At 65.6% G+C, this 16,345-nt stretch carries 15 protein-coding genes; 7 read left to right on the forward strand and 8 right to left on the reverse strand.

The features are described from left to right. The first annotated feature begins 112 nt into the window (after positions 1-112). Positions 113-727: a lipopolysaccharide assembly protein LapB gene (locus tag ACE103_RS25970; protein ID WP_223976468.1), complete on the forward strand. Its 615-nt coding sequence runs from the start codon at positions 113-115 to the stop codon at positions 725-727. Positions 728-817: 90 nt separating this feature from the next. Next, positions 818-1,240: a cupin domain-containing protein gene (locus tag ACE103_RS25975; RefSeq protein WP_223976466.1), complete on the forward strand. Its 423-nt coding sequence runs from the start codon at positions 818-820 to the stop codon at positions 1,238-1,240. Positions 1,241-1,277: 37 nt separating this feature from the next. Here the strand turns inward: ACE103_RS25975 and ACE103_RS25980 are convergent, their stop codons facing one another. After that, complete coding sequence (locus ACE103_RS25980) at positions 1,278-2,420, reverse strand: acyl-CoA dehydrogenase family protein (protein ID WP_375775408.1); 1,143 nt, start codon at positions 2,418-2,420, stop codon at positions 1,278-1,280. A gap of 176 nt (positions 2,421-2,596) precedes the next feature. On the opposite strand from ACE103_RS25980, the gene ACE103_RS25985 reads away from it, so the two are divergent. Both ACE103_RS25985 and ACE103_RS25990 read left to right on the forward strand, forming a co-directional pair. Beyond that, a complete protein-coding gene (locus tag ACE103_RS25985; protein ID WP_375775409.1) occupies positions 2,597-4,954 on the forward strand; it encodes an Orn/Lys/Arg decarboxylase N-terminal domain-containing protein in 2,358 nt (785 codons plus the stop codon). 18 nt (positions 4,955-4,972) lie between these two features. Then, the gene (locus ACE103_RS25990; RefSeq protein ID WP_375775410.1) at positions 4,973-5,533 is read left to right on the forward strand and encodes a GNAT family N-acetyltransferase; all 561 of its coding nucleotides are present in this window, start codon (positions 4,973-4,975) and stop codon (positions 5,531-5,533) included. A 291-nt stretch (positions 5,534-5,824) separates the two neighbouring features. On the opposite strand, the gene ACE103_RS25995 is transcribed toward ACE103_RS25990, so the two are convergent. Next, positions 5,825-6,046 carry a dodecin gene (locus ACE103_RS25995; RefSeq protein WP_223976455.1) on the reverse strand — a complete coding sequence of 74 codons (222 nt, stop codon included), beginning with the start codon at positions 6,044-6,046 and terminating at the stop codon, positions 5,825-5,827. A 240-nt stretch (positions 6,047-6,286) separates the two neighbouring features. Between ACE103_RS25995 and ACE103_RS26000 the strand changes: the two genes are divergently transcribed. After that, positions 6,287-6,868: an HdeD family acid-resistance protein gene (locus ACE103_RS26000; RefSeq protein WP_223976452.1), complete on the forward strand. Its 582-nt coding sequence runs from the start codon at positions 6,287-6,289 to the stop codon at positions 6,866-6,868. A gap of 112 nt (positions 6,869-6,980) precedes the next feature. Here ACE103_RS26000 and ACE103_RS26005 read toward each other — a convergent pair whose 3' ends face one another. After that, on the reverse strand, positions 6,981-7,361 hold the full coding sequence (locus ACE103_RS26005; RefSeq protein WP_375775411.1) for a hypothetical protein: 381 nt from the start codon (positions 7,359-7,361) through the stop codon (positions 6,981-6,983). Positions 7,362-7,620: 259 nt separating this feature from the next. Further along, positions 7,621-8,361 (reverse strand): hypothetical protein, encoded by a 741-nt coding sequence (locus tag ACE103_RS26010; protein WP_375775412.1) that lies wholly within the window; start codon positions 8,359-8,361, stop codon positions 7,621-7,623. A gap of 155 nt (positions 8,362-8,516) precedes the next feature. Here ACE103_RS26010 and ACE103_RS26015 point away from each other — a divergent pair, with 155 nt between their 5' ends. Next, positions 8,517-9,461 carry an ornithine cyclodeaminase family protein gene (locus tag ACE103_RS26015; protein ID WP_375775413.1) on the forward strand — a complete coding sequence of 315 codons (945 nt, stop codon included), beginning with the start codon at positions 8,517-8,519 and terminating at the stop codon, positions 9,459-9,461. 109 nt (positions 9,462-9,570) lie between these two features. Here ACE103_RS26015 and coaA read toward each other — a convergent pair whose 3' ends face one another. The 4 genes from coaA to ACE103_RS26035 all read right to left on the reverse strand — a co-directional run bounded on the left by coaA (position 9,571) and on the right by ACE103_RS26035 (position 14,253). Then, entirely contained in the window at positions 9,571-10,503 is a 933-nt protein-coding gene (gene coaA, locus ACE103_RS26020) for a type I pantothenate kinase (RefSeq protein WP_375775414.1), read from the reverse strand. A gap of 147 nt (positions 10,504-10,650) precedes the next feature. Further along, entirely contained in the window at positions 10,651-12,909 is a 2,259-nt protein-coding gene (locus ACE103_RS26025) for a xanthine dehydrogenase family protein molybdopterin-binding subunit (RefSeq protein ID WP_375775415.1), read from the reverse strand. Continuing rightward, complete coding sequence (locus ACE103_RS26030) at positions 12,906-13,388, reverse strand: (2Fe-2S)-binding protein (RefSeq protein WP_375775416.1); 483 nt, start codon at positions 13,386-13,388, stop codon at positions 12,906-12,908. Before ACE103_RS26030 ends, ACE103_RS26025 begins: the two co-directional genes overlap by 4 nt. 4 nt (positions 13,389-13,392) lie before the next feature. Next, on the reverse strand, positions 13,393-14,253 hold the full coding sequence (locus ACE103_RS26035; RefSeq protein ID WP_375781182.1) for an FAD binding domain-containing protein: 861 nt from the start codon (positions 14,251-14,253) through the stop codon (positions 13,393-13,395). Positions 14,254-14,613: 360 nt separating this feature from the next. Between ACE103_RS26035 and ACE103_RS26040 the strand changes: the two genes are divergently transcribed. Next, entirely contained in the window at positions 14,614-16,224 is a 1,611-nt protein-coding gene (locus tag ACE103_RS26040) for an ABC transporter substrate-binding protein (RefSeq protein WP_375775417.1), read from the forward strand. Positions 16,225-16,345: the final 121 nt, after the last annotated feature.

The following is a 16,345-nucleotide window of genomic DNA, read 5'->3' on the forward strand; positions in this document are numbered from 1 at the left end:
CAGTGCGATTGCCGCATCGGCAAACAATTTTTCAAAGCGCGCGGAATGCTCTCCTCGATCGGGAGTTAGTGCTTCAGAGCAATGACTGTCCACGTCTATTCGGGAGGTGCGCATGATCAAGTCACCGATGAAGCTCGCAACGCTTGCGGCAATTCTGACAGCGCCTATCGTCCTGTTCCCACCGCACACCGCCATCGCCGCCGGCGGAGGTGGTGGCGGCGGTGGAGGCGCAGGCGGCGGAGAGCTCTACGGGTCGAGCTACAGCACTCCCACGCCGGCCTATCCTCAGGACAAGGGCAGAAAGACCACGCACAAGATCAAGAAGCCGATCAAGCAATCCGGCTTCGACGATCCGGCATTCCGCGACGGCTATCGCGCGGCCTATGCGACGATCTACGAACGCAACGACTACGCCGCCGCGATCGATCAGCTGCACGCGCTCGACCGCGACGATCACCCGAACGTCGCCAACCTGATCGGCTATTCCTATCGCAAGCTCGGCGACTACAAGCAGTCGCAGGTCTGGTACGAGCGCGCGCTGAAGGCCGATCCGAACCACGTGCTGACGTGGAACTACTACGGCCTCTGGCAGATCGAACAGGGCAACCGCGATCAGGCGCAGTATCATCTGCAGCGGATCGCCGAGATCTGCGGCACCGACTGCGAGGAGTATCGGACGCTGGCGGCGGCGCTGGAGAAGCCGCCGGGTACGAACCTCGTCTACTGAGCGCGCTTCGCGCGTCCGAACGGTACAGGCCGTTGGCTTCCTGCGGCCCCGTCCGCTATCGTGGGCTCGCAAACCATTTGCGAGTCCGTCATGCCCGACCTGATCGATTTCGGCACGTTGCAGCTCAAATTCCTGCAGAGCAAGGAGACCACCGGCGGCAGCGTCGATCTGTTCGAGATGACGCTGCAACCGAACGCCCGGATGCCGATCCCGCACTATCATGAGAGCTGGGACGAGACGATTTACGGGCTTTCGGGGGTCTCGACCTGGCGGGTCGACGGCAAGGAGATCGACATCGGGCCCGGCGAATCGGTGTTCATCAAGCGTGGTGTCGTGCACGGCTTCACCAATCGCTCGAACGGTCCGGCGACCTGCCTCTGCCTGCTGAGCCCCGGCGCGCTCGGACCGCAATATTTCAAGGACATGGCGGCGCTGATGGCGGGGGGTGCCCCCGATCCAGCCAGGATGAAAGAGACGATGCTGCGCTACGGCCTGGTGCCGGTCGCCTCCTGACCGCTCGGCGAGAGGCTTGCACCGCCGACGGCCCTGCTCAAAACCGGGTCGTGCCGAGCGGCAGACCGAGCTTTACGCGGCCCACCAGCCCGTAGCTGATCGGGGTCATCGCGACATGCTTGATCGCAGCCTGGACGTCGCGGATCGATCGCTCAAGCGTACCGGTCTCCAAGATCGCGGCGGTGCCGGCGGCCGCCGCGATCATCTCGACGACGCGCGCGGCGGTTTCGCCAGCATTGGCGCAGGCGATCCGGTGCAGCAGCCTTGCTTCAATCAGCCGCTCGCCTCCGGCCTCGCTCGCCGCCATCAGCTCCGTCATGTCCTCGACCAGCAGCGCCCGCGCCGAGCGCAGCGCCGCTTCGGCGCGGCCGACCATCGCCTGCACCAGTTCGCCGTCGCGGAGCTGGCCGCCGCCACCGAGCCTCGGCTTCTTGCCCGCGAGCGCGATGAAGGCGTCGAGCGCGCCGCGCGCGATCCCGAGCGGCACCACCGAGACCGTCCAGGAGAACGCCGCCAGACCCGGCATGCGGTACGGGATGCCCGGCTGGGTCGGCTTGAAGTCGACCAGCGGATGGGTGTGGCTGGCAGGCACGAAGCAATCCTGCATCTCGAAGTCGCAGCTTCCGGTGGCGCGCAATCCGGACACGAACCAGGTGTCGTGGAGGCGGACGTCGGCGCGATCGACGTAGCAGCAGATCGGCGGGCCATCCTTGCCGTCGGGACTCTTTACGCTCGCGAGCCCCATGAACCTGGTGGCGTGCGGCGCACCGCTGCCGAACGGCCAACGCCCGCTGATCCGATAGCCGCCCTCGACTTCCACTGCCGTCCCGATCGCCCCGGTGGCGCTCGCGATGAACGCCAGTGGATCGGCGAACCAGCCCCGCACCACGTCTTCCGGCAGGTAGCCGCCGGCCCGGCTCATGCCGCCGCCATTGCCGACCAGCCAGCCGACCGAACCGTCGAGCGCGGCCGCCGCCTCCACGATCGTCATGAAGTCGAGCGGCGAGAATTCCGGCCCGCCCAGCGCCTTCGGCAAATACAGCCGAAACATTCCGGCCTCGGCCAGGGCGCGGACTACGGCGTCGGGAAGCCGGCGCTCACGGTCGAAATCCGCCCGTTGCTCGGCAATCAGCGGGGCCAGCCGCTCGAGCGCGGCCAAATGGCCCGCAACAATGGGCAAGTCAGGATCTTGGGCAGGCTGGGGCATGACGCCTTCCTTTTGCGAAAGCTGGCAATTTCGGGAGTTTCACCGCGGAGACGCGGATTTGGCCATGGCGCCTGGCGTCGCAGAGGGATTGTCATCTCTTTGTCATGAATTGTGCAGACAGGTTCAGCGGACCAGTTTCGGGGACATGCATGGACTATTTCAAACGCTTCAACTTCCTGTTCGCGGCGCCGGTTTTCGAGGCCGACGACCTCGAAGGCATCCGCTTCAACCAGATCATCGCCGAAATCGAGCGCTCCGGCTTCGAAGTGGTCCGCGCCCGCAAGCTGGAAGATGCCGAAATCGCGGTACAGACCGATGCGGCGATCGGCTGCATGGTGGTCGACTGGGGCAAGAAGGGTCTCGAGGGCAAGACCGCGGCGCTGATCAACCTGATGCGCCGGCGCGGCCTCGACTTCCCGATCCTCCTGCTGATCCGCCGCAAGCGGTTCGAGGACCTGCCGGTCGAGGTGCTCGATTTCATCGACGGCTATGTGTTCCTGTCCGAGGAAACCCCCTCCTTCATCGCCAAGAACCTGATCTCCAGGCTGAAGCAGTATGCCGAGAACCTGAAGACGCCGTTCTTCGGCGCGCTGGTCGACTATGCCGAGGAAGGCAACCAGCTCTGGACCTGCCCGGGCCACAATGGCGGCGTGTTCTACAGCCGCAGCCCGATCGGCCGGGTGTTCGTCGAGCATCTCGGCGAGGCCGTGTTCCGCGACGACCTCGACAATTCCGTGCTCGACCTCGGCGACCTCCTCACCCATGAGGGGCCGGCACTGCGGGCGCAGAAAGAAGCCGCCAAGATCTTCGGCGCCGAGAAGACCTATTTCGTGCTCAACGGCACCTCGACCTCCAACAAGGTCGCGCTCGGCTCGCTGGTCACCGACGGCGACCTCGTGCTGTTCGACCGCAACAACCACAAGGCCGCCCATCACGGCGCGCTTCTGATCGGCGGCGGCATCCCGGTCTATGTGCCGACGGTGCGCAACGCCTGGGGCCTGATCGGTCCGATGCGCTGGGACCTGCTCGACGAGGGCACGCTGCGCGACCAGATCCGCAAGCACCCGCTGGTCAAGGACGAGAATGCCTGGAAGAAGGAGCGTCCGTTCCGCGTCGCCGTGGTCGAGCAGTGCACCTATGACGGCACCATCCACTCCGCCGAGATGATCCTGAAGCGGATCGGCCATCTCTGCGACTACATCCTGTTCGACGAGGCCTGGGCCGGCTTCATGAAATTCCACCCGATTTATTCGGGGCGTTTCGCGATGGGGCTTGCCAATCTCGGCCCCGAGGCGCCCGGCATCATCGCCACCCAATCGACCCACAAGCAGCTCGCGAGCTTCTCGCAGGCCTCGCAGATCCACATCCGCGACCGCCACATCAAGGGCCAGAAACGCCGGGTCGAGCATCGCCGCTTCAACGAAAGCTTCATGCAGCACGCCTCGACCTCGCCGTTCTATCCGATCTTCGCCTCGCTCGACGTCGGCGCGCAGATGATGAAGGGCCGCTCCGGCGAAGTGTTGTGGGACGATACGATCCGGCTCGGCATCGAGCTGCGCAAGAAGATCCGCGCGGTGAAGCGCGAGTTCGAGGAGAAGGAGACGCGGGTCGAGCGGCGCTGGTTCTTCGAGCCGTTCGTGCCGGACCGCGTGATGATCCCCGACGTCGCGCGCGAAGGCGGTGTGCACAATGTCGCCTGGGAGACGATCTCGACCGATCAGCTCGCGACCAATCCGTCCTACTGGCAGCTCAGCCCCGGCCAAACCTGGCACGGCTTCCCCGAGCTGACGGAAGGCTTTGCGATGACCGACCCGAACAAGCTCACGCTGCTGACGCCGGGCTTCGATCACGCCACCGGCGCCTATGCCGATCACGGCATCCCCGCACCGGTCGTGGCGCAATATCTGCGCGAGAACCAGATCGTCGCCGAGAAGAACGACCTCAACTCCCTGCTGTTCCTGCTGACGCCCGGCGTCGAGGCCAGCAAGGCCGGCACGCTGGTGTCCGGGCTCGTCGCCTTCAAGAAGCTGCACGACGACAACGCGCTGGTCGAGGACGTCATCCCCGAATTCTTCCGCCGCCGCCCGCAACGCTACACCGGCGTGCGGCTGCGCGACCTCTGCGGGGACATGCACCGCTTCTTCCGCGACGGCGGCGTCAGCACGCTGCAGGCCAAGCAGTTCCTGCCTGAGCATCTGCCCGAGATCGCGATGTCGCCGCGCCAGGCGGCGCAATATCTGATCCGCAACGACGTCGACTATCTGCCGATCGACCAGATCTTCGGCCGCATCGCCGCGACGCCGTTCGTGGTCTATCCACCCGGCATCGCCACCATCGTGCCCGGCGAGCGGCTGTCGGAACGCAGCAAGCCGATGATCGATTACCTCAAGATGTTCGAGGCGAGCTTCAATGCGTTCCCGGGCTTCGAGGTCGAGGTCCAGGGCATCTACAAGGAGATCGACGAGGCGGGCCGCGTCCGCTTCTACACCTATGTCGTGTCCGAATAGGCCAGCGGACGCAACACAATGGAGAATGATCACAAGATCACCGTCCGCCCCTCGCGCGACAGCGACGTCGATGCGATGCTGTCGATCTACCGCTATCACATCCGCCACGGCATCGAGGAAAGCGTCGACGATTCCGGCACGCCGGAGCCCGACGACCTGCGCGACCGCCGCAAGAATTTGCGCAACACCCGCCTGCCGCACCTGGTCGCGCTGTGCGACGGCGAGGTGGTCGGCTATGCCTATGTGGTCCAGTTCCGCAAGCGCCCGGCCTATCGCTACACGGTGAAGCATTCGATCTATATTCACCACAGCTTCACCGGCAAGGGCGTCGGCGGCCGGCTGCTGCAGGAATTGGTCGACACTTGCGCGGCGGCCGGCTTCCGCCAGATGATCGGCTACATCGACAGCGACAACGCCGCGTCGCTGGCGCTGCACGAGCGGTTCGGCTTCGCGCGCGTCGGCCATCTGCCCGGCGTCGCCTATCGCTACGGCCGCTGGTCCGACACCGTGATGGTGCAACGCTCGCTCGCCGCCGGCGCCACCGCCCCGCCCCCACCCGCGCCGCTGTCGCGGCGGTGATCGGGGATGGGGGCACCGCTCTTTCCATTCGTCGTCCCGGCGAAGGCCGGGACCCATAACCACAGGATTGGGTTGGTGAGGAAAGCTGTGCCCCAGCGTCGTGCAACAATCACCTTCGGTGGTGATGGGTCCCGGCCTACGCCGACGACACTGAATTTGTCGCACCATCTGCGAGCCAGAATTTGCTGAGTTGCCCGTCGGGCCGTTTTGTCGCAGCCCGGCATTCCCCAGCGCGCAATTGCGCACCTGAGGGCGGCGCGAAGCGCCGAACCCGGAATGACGAGGAGGTGCCTACTCCAGCGTAAACCCGACCCGCAGCGCCACCTGGTAGTGGCGGACCTTGCCGTCTTCGATGTGGCCCCGGGTCTGCACGACCTCGAACCATTTCATTTCCCGGATCGTCTTCGAGGCACGGGTGACGGCGTTCTCGATCGCCGCCTCGATGCTCTTGTCCGATGATCCGACCAGTTCGAGGATCTTGTAGACGTGGTCCTTGTCGTGCGTGGTGGGCATGTCGACCTCCTTGGGTGGATGCGCGATCCGGACAATTTGCACTCCGATCCGGACAGTCCGTCGTCCGGTACGGGCTGTCGTCAAACCACGAATGCTGCGCGGCAACACGCCGGTTGACTTGAATCAACGTGTTGCAGCGCCTTTGGTGCCAGCATGCATTTGGTGCCAGCCGGGCGCCTGCCCTTGTCCGCGCCATGACCTATGGTAGCATGGTTTGACCAAGTATTCGGGAGCGATACGATGTCGACAGCGTCCAGCTCACCCGCCACACCTCCTCACAGCCTCGGATCCGGGCTTGCCAACCTTCGCGCGAAATGGGGCTGGATCGTCGCCCTTGGCGTGATCTACCTGATCGCAGGCGTGTTCGCCTTCGGCAGCGTGTTCTTTGCCACCGTCGTCAGCGTGCTGTTCGTCGGCGCGATGATGATCGTCGCCGGCGTTGCCGAGATCATCAACGCCTTCCAGTTCAAGACGTGGGGCAAGTTCCTGTTCTGGCTGCTGCTCGGCGCGCTCTATGTCGTTGCCGGCTTCATCACCTTCGAGAACCCCCTGCTCGCCGCAGCGACGCTGACGCTGTTCCTCGGCGTCGCGCTGGTGGTCTCCGGCATCGTCCGCATCTTCCTGGCGTTCGGCATGAACTCGGCCGCGCCGTGGGGAATGGTCGCGATCTCCGGGCTGATCACGCTGGTGCTCGGGGCCATGATCCTGGCGCGCTGGCCGGTGTCGAGCCTGTATGTGCTCGGCATCTTCCTCAGCGTCGACCTGATCTGCGCCGGCGTCAGCTGGATCAGCATGGGCATGGCGCTGAAGCAGCGCGCGTGAGGCGCGAATTTAGGGCGGGTTAGCGACAGCGTAACCCGCCGCAAATCTCACAGGCGGAACGATGGCGGGTTACGCTTGCGCCAACCCGCCCTACGGTCCTCGCCGCAACTCGTCAGGGCTGCACGAGGTGCCAGGCGCCGTTGAGAAAGCCGTCGCCGGTGGTGTCGCCGGCCTTCTGGTCCTTGGCGAAGGTATAGAGCGGCTTGCCCTTGTAGGCCCACTGCTTCGAGCCGTCGTCACGGGCGATGATGGTGTAGCCGCCTTCGGCCTTGTCGCTGGCTTCCGCCTTCAGCACCGGCCAGTTGGTCGCACAGGGGCCGTTGCAGGCCGACTTGCCGTCGGTGTCCTTGTCGAAAGTGTAGAGCGTCATGCCCTTGGCATCGGTCAGGACCGAGCCCTTTGCCGTGGTGCCGGTCTTGGTCGGCGGCGCGGCAAAGGCGGCAGATGCGAGTGCGAATGAAGCGGCGATGGCGAGTGCGAGCGTTGTCTTCATGAGATCTCCCTTTCGAATGCAAATGGCTTGCATGCGTAAGGACGCCGGAGGTCGCACCGTATTCCGTTGGCGGCGCGCGAAGAATTTTCGATGCATCCGTCCGCAAAGGCGGAATAAAGCGGCAAGCGCGCGTTGATACCGTCCCGTAGCCCGCATGAGCGCAGCGACATGCGGGAGACACCCCCGATGTCGCGGAGCCTGTCATCGGGCGCGCGTTCGCGCGACCCGTTGGCTCATCCGGGCTACAGCACCGGGTCTCCTACCGTCTGATCTCCTCGGCCGCGCGCACCAGCGGGCGGTCGGAGAGCTGGATCGGACCGGAGAACGGCGTGCTCATTTCGAGGATCAGATAGATCGCGGCCGCGACCAGCGCCGCGGCGGCGACATAGGTCGAGACCACGACCGCGTTGCGCGGCGCGCGAAAGCCCAGCGTCGCGAACATCAGCGTCAGCCATCCGACCAGGATGCAGATCAGCGGCGACGGGAACGAACTGTCGGACTGTTCGACAAAGGTCCAGCGCTGCTGCACCGCCTGGCGATAGACCGACCGGGCCTCGTTCCACAACGCGATCTTCTGCTCGTCGTTGAACTTCAGCTCGCGGAGACTGGTGCCGACCTCGTCGAGCAGATGTTCGGACACCTCGTTCGCGCGCGAGATCGGGACGTCCTTGAGCGCCTGCTCGACATAGGCGACCAGCCGCTTGCGCGGCTCTTCGGCGCTAGGGCCGAGCGGCCGCAGGCTGCGGTCGAGCAGGATGAGGTCGGTGGCGAAGACGTGCAGGTTGCGGTCTACAGCCGCATAGGTGTTGGCCGAATTGTTCATCATCAGGCCGAGCAGCAGCGACGGCATGGTGACGAACAGGGTCGCGACCAGGCGTACCGAGGTATTGGTCTCGTCGCTGCGGTGATGCTCGCCGAGCCGGCCATGGACCGCCATGGTCGCAAGTGCGGCGCCGCCGAGCAGCATGAAGATCAGGATGGCGACGACGACTGCAACCACGGCTTGCGAAGACCTGCGAGAGAATCAGGTGCGCAGGATAGCAATTGCCGCGCCGTGGCGCATGTCCGGTTGACTGGCCCTCCCCACGCGCTATCCAGTCCCGAGCGGCTTTGGCGCGCCGGGAGGCGCGCAAGGGCGCCCTGGGAGAGCCACACGTGCATATTGTCGACGACCACGAGGTCAACCGCGTCCTGACCTTTCCGATCCTGATCGAGGCGATCGAGGCCGCGCACCGGCGGCCGAAGATCGCGGTGCACGACGGCTATCTCGGCGACGACAAGGGCCAGCAGCTTGTGACCCGCAGCGCGGTCGACGCCGGCCGCTTCATGATGACCAAGCTGTACACCAGCTTCCCGGGCAATCTCGCGCACGGCAAGCTGCCGGCCGTACAGGCGGTCTGCGTGCTGTTCGACGGCAATGACGGGCGGCCGCTGGCGGTGATGGACGCCGCCGAGATCACCCATTGGAAGACCGCAGCCGACTCCGCGCTCGGCGCCAAGCATCTGGCGCGGCCGGATGCCGAGACGCTGCTGGTGGTCGGCGCCGGCGAGATGGCGCGCTGGCTGGTGCGCGGCCACCGCACGGTGCGGCCGTCTCTGAAGCGGGTACGGATCTGGAACCGGACGGTCGAGCGCGCGCAGGAGCTCGCCGCACAGCTTGAAAGCGACGGCATCGAAGCCGAAGCCGTCACCGATCTCGATGCCGCGACAGGCGAAGCCGACATCATCACCACCTGCACCCGCTCGCGCGAGCCGCTGGTGAAGGGCGCGAATCTGAAGCCTGGCAGCCATCTCGACCTGGTCGGCGGCTTCACCCCCGACACCCGCGAGTCCGACGACGAGGCGGCGCGGCGCGCGCGCATCTTCGTCGACCGCCGCGAATCCGCCTTCGACGGCGTTGGCGACATCCTGCAGCCGATCGCCAGCGGCGCGATCAAGGAGAGTGACGTGCTCGGCGATCACTACGACCTCGCGACCGGCAGGGTCGCCGGCCGGCAGTCGGCCAGTGACATCACTTTCTTCAAGAACGCCGGCGGCGGGCATCTCGATCTGATGACCTGCGAGACGGTGCTTGCGCAGCTGGGGAAGGAGCTGGGGTGAGGATCGTAGGGCGGGTTAGCGAAGCGTAACCCGCCGACGTAACTCGATACGGGGAAAGGACGGCGGGTTACGGCTTCGCCTAACCCGCCCTACGCCATCATTCTCTACTTTACGTCTCCCGCAGCCAGACCTCGCCGATCGAATGGTCGGAGCGCTTGCGCAGCACGACGTCGGCCCGCGTCCGCGTCGGCAGGATGTTCTCCCTGAGATTGGCGCGATGATGCTCGCGCCACAGCCGCTCCGCGACCTCGCGCGCGTCGCCGGGCGGCAGGTCCCTGTAGTGGTGGAAATACGAGGCAGGGTTCCGGAACGCGGTCGGCTGCAGCCTGAGGAAACGCTCGACATACCAGGACTGGATGTCGGCCTCATCTGCATCGAGATAGATCGAGAAGTCGAAGAAATCCGACACCACCACCGGTGCCGCGCCGCGCGCCAGCAGCACATTGAGGCCCTCGAACACCAGGATGTCCGGTTCCTGGATGACCTGCCGTTCCGATGGCACGATATCGCCGATCAGATGCGAGTAGACCGGCAGCTCGAGCTCACGCTCACCTGCCTTTGCAGCCGCGAGAAATCGCAACATCCGTGGCAGATCGTAGCTTTCGGGAAAGCCCTTGCGCCGCATCAGGCCGCGCTCTTCCAGAACGGCGTTGGAATGCAGGAAGCCGTCGGTCGTCACCAGCGCGACGCGCGGGTGGTCGGCCCAGCCGGCCAGCAGCGCGCACAGCACACGGGCAAAGGTGCTCTTGCCGACGCCGACGCTCCCGGCTAGCGCGACGATGTAGGGCGAATGGCGAGCCGGCCGGCCGAGAAACTCCGCCTTGACCTGCATCAGACCGCGCGCCGCCGAGAAATGCAGGTTCAACAGGCGCGTCAGCGGCAGATACACGTCGCTGACTTCGGCCGACGTTATCGGCCCGTTCAAGCCGCGTAGCGCCGTGAGATCGGCATCCGACAGTGTCAGCGACGTGCTGGAGCGCAATGCCGCCCAGTCGCCGCGGCCGAACATCATGTAGGCGGAGAGCTCGTCGGGGTGGGTCATTCTCCGATCTTGCCGAGGCACAGACTGCCACGTCAATGGGGCAGAAACCGTAGGGCGGGTTAGCGAAGCGTAACCCGCCGCAGCCCGATACGAGGAAGCAATGGCGGGTTACGGCTTCGCCTAACCCGCCCTACGCTCCACCGCTCTCTACTCGGCGGCCTGTTGCGCCGGTGCGTCCAGCGCCGCCGAGACCTTCGGCGGCGACATCGGCAGGCTGTAGAACCGTTTGCCGAGCGCGTTGTGGACGGCGTTGGCGACTGCGGCCATGACGGGGACCAGCGGCACTTCGCCGACGCCCTTGACGCCCTGCGGATGCTTCGGGTTCGGCACCTCGACCAGCGCGCAGTCGAGCATCGGCAGGTCGGAACAGACCGGCATCCGGTAATCGAGGAAGCCCGGATTATCGACCTTGCCGTCCTTGTTGTAGATGTACTCCTCATTCAGCGCCCAGCCGATGCCCTGCGCGACGCCGCCCTGCAGCTGGCCCTCGACATAGCTCGGATGCACGGCGCGGCCGACATCCTGCACGGCGGTGTAGCGGATCACGCGCACGATCCCGAGCTCGACATCGACCTCCACGTCGCAGATATGCGTGCCGAAACCGCCCTCGGCGCCTTGGGTGTTGAGCTGCACGCTGGCGCCGATCGGACCGCCCTGCGAGGGCGCCTTCTCGGCAAGGTCCGCGAGCGTCAGCGGCTCGAACTGGCCGGCGTTCGGGCTCACCGGATGCGCGGCGCCGTTCTCCCATTTCACGGCCTCAGGGTCGATCTCCCAGATCTTCGCCGCGCGCTCGCGCAAGGTCGCGATCACCTTGTCGGCTGCCTGCGTCACCACCATCGAGGAGGCGAACAGCACGCGGCTGCCACCGGTGAGATTGGAGAAGCCGACCGTCTGGGTGTCGCCGATGATGACGGAGATGCGCTTGTAGTCGATGCCGAGCAGCTCGGCGCAGATGTTGGCGATGCCGGCGCGCGAGCCGCCGATATCGGGATGCCCCGTGGTGACGACGACGTTGCCGTCCTCGGTGATGTTGACCTGCGCCGAGGATTCACCGCCGGCGTTGAACCAGAAGCCGGAGGCAACGCCCCTGCCCTGATATTTGCCGAGCGGCGCGGCATAATGCGGATGGTCCTTGGCGGCCTCCAGCGTCTCGATATAGCCGATGCGCGGAAACACCGGGCCGTGCGCCGCCTTGGTGCCTTCCTTGGCCGCGTTCTTCAGCCGCAGCGCCAGCGGATCGATCTTGAGCGCCTCGGCTAATTCGTCGAGCACGCATTCCACCGCATAGGCGCCGATCGGCGCGCCGGGCGCGCGATAGGCCGCGACCTTGGAACGGTTGGAGCAGACGTCAAACCCCTCCGACAGCACATGCGGAATTTCGTACGGTGCAAAGCTGCACCCGACCGCGCCACGGATCGGCGAACCCGGGAAGGCGCCGGCCTGCAGATAGAAGCTGCCATGGGCAGCAACGATGGTGCCGTCCTTCTTGGCGCCGATCTTCACCGTGCTCTTCGAGCCCGACGTCGGCCCGGTGGCGCGCATCACCTCCTCGCGGGTCATCACCATCTTGACCGGGCGGCCGGATTTCTTGGCAAGCAAGGTCGCAAGCGGCTCGAGATAGACGATGGTCTTGCCACCAAAACCGCCGCCGATCTCGGCGGGGATGGCGCGGATGTCGCTCTGCGGGATGCCCGTCAGCATCGAGGTCATCGCGCGCACCATGAACTGGCCCTGGCTCGACGACCAGATCGTGGTCTTGCCGTCGGCCGCGACCGAGATCAGGCAGGCATGCGGCTCGATATAGCCCTGGTGCACCGGGCGCGTGGTGAAGGAGCGCTCGATGACGATGTCGGCGTCCTTGAAACCCTGCGCGATGTCGCCCTTCTTGGATTCGATGCGGCCCATGATGTTCGAGGGCTTGCCGTCGAGTTTGTTGAACTCGTGCAGGATCGGCGCATCGGGCTTCAGCGCGTCGTCGATCTCGATCGCCCAGGGCAGCACTTCGTAATCGACCTCGATGAGCTTGCAGGCTTCCGCCGCGATCGCTTCCGTGGTCGCGGCGACGGCGGCGACGGGGTGGCCAGGAAACAGCGCCTTGTCGCGCGCCATCACGTTGCGGCACATCCAGCGCATGTCCTGGATGCCGAGCATCACTGCGCCCTTCGCGATCGTGAAGTCGACGATGTCGCGCGAGGTGACCACCGCTTTCACGCCGGGCAGCGCCTCGGCCTTCGCGGCGTTGATCGACTTGATGCGGGCGTGCGGATGCGGGCTGCGCAACACCTTGCCCCAGATCATGCCGGGCATGGTGGTGTCGGCGGCAAACGCCGCGCGGCCGGTCACCTTGTCGACGCCATCGGGCCTGATGGTGCGCTGGCCGATCCATTTGTTGTTGACGACGTTCATGGCCGCATCTCCCGCATTTCGGCGGCGGTCTCCATCACCGCGCGGACGATCTTGTCGTAACCGGTGCACCGGCAGAGATTGCCGGCGAGCCAGAAGCGGACTTCCTCTTCGGTGGGATTGGAGTTGCGCGCCAGCAGCGCCTCGGAGGCCACCAGCATGCCCGAGGTGCAGATGCCGCACTGGAGCGCGGCGTGCTCGAGGAATTTCTGCTGCAAGGGATGCAGCTTCTCGCCCCTGGCCATGCCCTCGATGGTCCGGATCTCGTGGCCCTCGGCCTCGGCCGCGAGCATCAGGCAGGAGCAGATCAGCCGGCCATCGAGCGTGATCGAACATGCGCCGCAATCGCCGGAGGCGCAGCCCTCCTTGGAGCCGGTGAGCCCCAACTGTTCGCGTAACGCATCCAGCATGGTCTCATACGGCTCGCACAGGAATTCGACCGGCTCGCCGTTGACGGAGGTGGTGACGTGCAGTTTCGGCATGGTGCTAGGGTCCTCCGGCGCGCTGGGCGGCGATCGCGGCGGTGCGCTTGAGCAGCACGCCGGCGGTTTTTATCCTGTAGGCAATGGTGCCGCGCTTGTCGTCGATCGGACGGCAAGCGGCGCGGCATGCCGCAGCGGCGGTCTCGAGCGCGGCGTCGTCGAGCTTCGAGCCGATCAACGCTTGCGCAGCCGGCGCGACCAGCAGCACGGTCGGCGCCACCGCACCGAGGCCGACGCGGGCCGCGGTGCAGACGCCGTCCTTCAAGGTCAGGCTGACGCCGATGCCGACCACCGCGATGTCCATCTCGGTGCGCGGAATCATCCGCAGGTAAGCATCGCCCGAGCCTTTGGGCCGCGGCGGCAAGGTGAAGCTGACGAGGATCTCGCCCGGTCTGAGGTTGGTGCGGCCGGGTCCGGCCGGCACATCCTCGACCTTGAGCTCGCGGCGGCCGTTCGGGCCCTGCACGGTGACGACCGCGCCTGCCGCGATCATCGCCGGTATGCTGTCGCCGGCCGGCGAGCCGTTGCAGAGATTGCCGCCGGCGGAGGCCCGGCCCTGCACCTGCTTGGAGCCGATCAGGTTCACGGCCTCGAGCACGCCGGGCCATACCTTGCCGAAGCGCGCGTGGTCGGCGAGCTCCATGCCGGAGACGGCAGCGCCAACGCGGAAACCGCCATCGGCGGTTTCGGTGATCTCGGTCATCTCGCCGATCTTCTTGATGTCGACGATCAATCCCGGCCGCACCAGGCCGGAGCGCATTTGCACCAATAAGTCGGTACCCCCTGCCATAATGCGGGCGGCACTCCCGGCGGCAGCAAATGCGCCAATCGCTTCATCAAGCGTGCGCGGTGCTACGTATCGGATATCGGTCATGACGGTTCTTCTGGTCTCCCTCGGCTGCTTGTTCCCTTAGGATGTGCGGGATATGGCCTTATTGCTGGCCGGCAGACCACAAGCCTACACGGCGGATCGGGGTCCGAACAGCCTGCGAGGTGCGGCAGGAAGCGCAGGCTCCTATGCAGGATGCGCGCTTGCGCGGTGCCTGCCATGGCGCGCGACGGTCGCGGTCATCATCGAACGTTCACGTCACGGTCCACGCGAACCCGCAGCCGAAACCCTGAGATTGGCGGCATGGCCCTTGCTTGCTTTCAGTAACAGATTGGTGAAGCATGCGGGCCGTTGCGGCCTACGCGCCGGCGCAACGACAAAATTGGGGGACAGCGAATGGTCGATGTTTCGCGCAGAACGCTCCTCAAACTCGCGGCCAGCGTCCCGCCGGCGATCGCGGCCCCGGCTATCCTCTCATCGAGAGCCATCGCCGCCGGCAAGGGCAAGACCATATCGGCGGTGATGCATTCGGACCTGCGCATCATCGATCCCGGTTTCACCACCGCCTACATCACCCGCGACCATGGCTACATGGTCTACGACACGCTGCTCGGCATCGATTCAAGCTTCAAGGTCCGGCCGCAAATGGCGGACTGGACGATCTCGGACGACAAGCTGACCTACACCTTCACGCTGCGCGACGGCCTGAGATGGCATGACGGCGCGCCGGTCACGGCGGAGGACTGCATCGCCTCGCTGAAGCGCTGGACCGTCGTTGACGGTATGGCGCAGAAGCTTGCCGAATTCACCGCCTCCCTCGAAGCCGGCGGGCCGAAGACGATCGTGCTCAAGCTCAAGGAGCCGTACGGCCTGGTGCTGGAGTCGCTGGCAAAGCCCTCCTCCTATGTCGCCTTCATGATGCCGAAGCGGCTCGCGGAGACGCCGGCCGGCAAACAGATCGCCGAGCAGATCGGCAGCGGGCCGTTCAAATTCGTCGCCGCCGAATTCCAGCCGGGCGTGAAGGCGGTCTATGAGCGCAACGCCGACTACGTGCCGCGCAAGGAAAAGCCGGATTGGCTCTCGGGCGGCAAGGTCGCGAAGGTCGATCGCGTCGAATGGATCACGATGCCGGACGCGCAGACCGCGATCAACGCGCTGCAATCCGGCGACATCGATTTCCTGGAACAGCCGTCGATCGACCTGGTGCCGGTGCTTGAGGCCAATTCCGATCTCACCGTGGCCGTGCTGAACAAGTTCGGCTTCCAGATCGAGGGCCGGATGAACTTCCTGCACCCGCCGTTCGACAATCCAAAAATCCGCCGCGCGGCATTCCTGGCGATGAACCAGAAGGACGTGCTCGACGCCACCGTCGGCAACGCCAAATATTACGAGATCTGCGGCTCCTATTTCGCCTGCGACACGCCGCTCGCCAGCGACGCCGGCGCGGAGACGCTGATCAAGGGCAACGGCATGGCCGAGGCCAAGAAGGCATTGGCCGCCTCGGGCTATGACGGCACGCCGGTCGTGATCATGATCCCCGGCGACGTGCAGACGCTGAAGGGGCCGCCGACCGTCGCGGCGCAGCTGTTGCGCGCGGCCGGCTTCAATGTCGACGCGCAGGTGACCGACTGGCAGACCGTGGTGAGCCGCCGCGCCAGCCAGAAGCCGACCAAGGAAGGCGGCTGGAACCTGTTCTTCACCTTCACGGGCGCGACCGAGGTAATGAACCCGATCGTCAACAACCAGATCGCCGCGAACGGCAAGCGGGCCTGGTTCGGCTGGCCCGAGGACGCCAAGCTCGAGCAGATGCGCGACGCCTACGCGCGCGCCACCTCGCCTGAGGACCAGAAGAAGCTCGCGGTGGAGATCCAGAAGCAAGCCTACGAGCAGGTGATCTATGTCCCGCTCGGCCAGTTCCGCTTGCCGAGCGCCTGGCGCAAATCGCTGACCGGCGTGCTGGAAGGCCCGGCGCCGCCGGTGTTCTGGAACGTCGACAAGACGGAATAGGGTCGGCGGCGCGATCTTTGTGCCGCAGATTATCGTTCGGTTAGCCGCAGCACGCAGGCAGGTTGATCGGCTTTCTCCACGACGTGGCTCGCGGAGAGAGCCCACCCGAGGCCGCCCCGCT

It is taken from the genome of Bradyrhizobium sp. ma5 (genome assembly GCF_042258955.1).
Classification (GTDB): Bacteria; Pseudomonadota; Alphaproteobacteria; order Rhizobiales; family Xanthobacteraceae; genus Bradyrhizobium.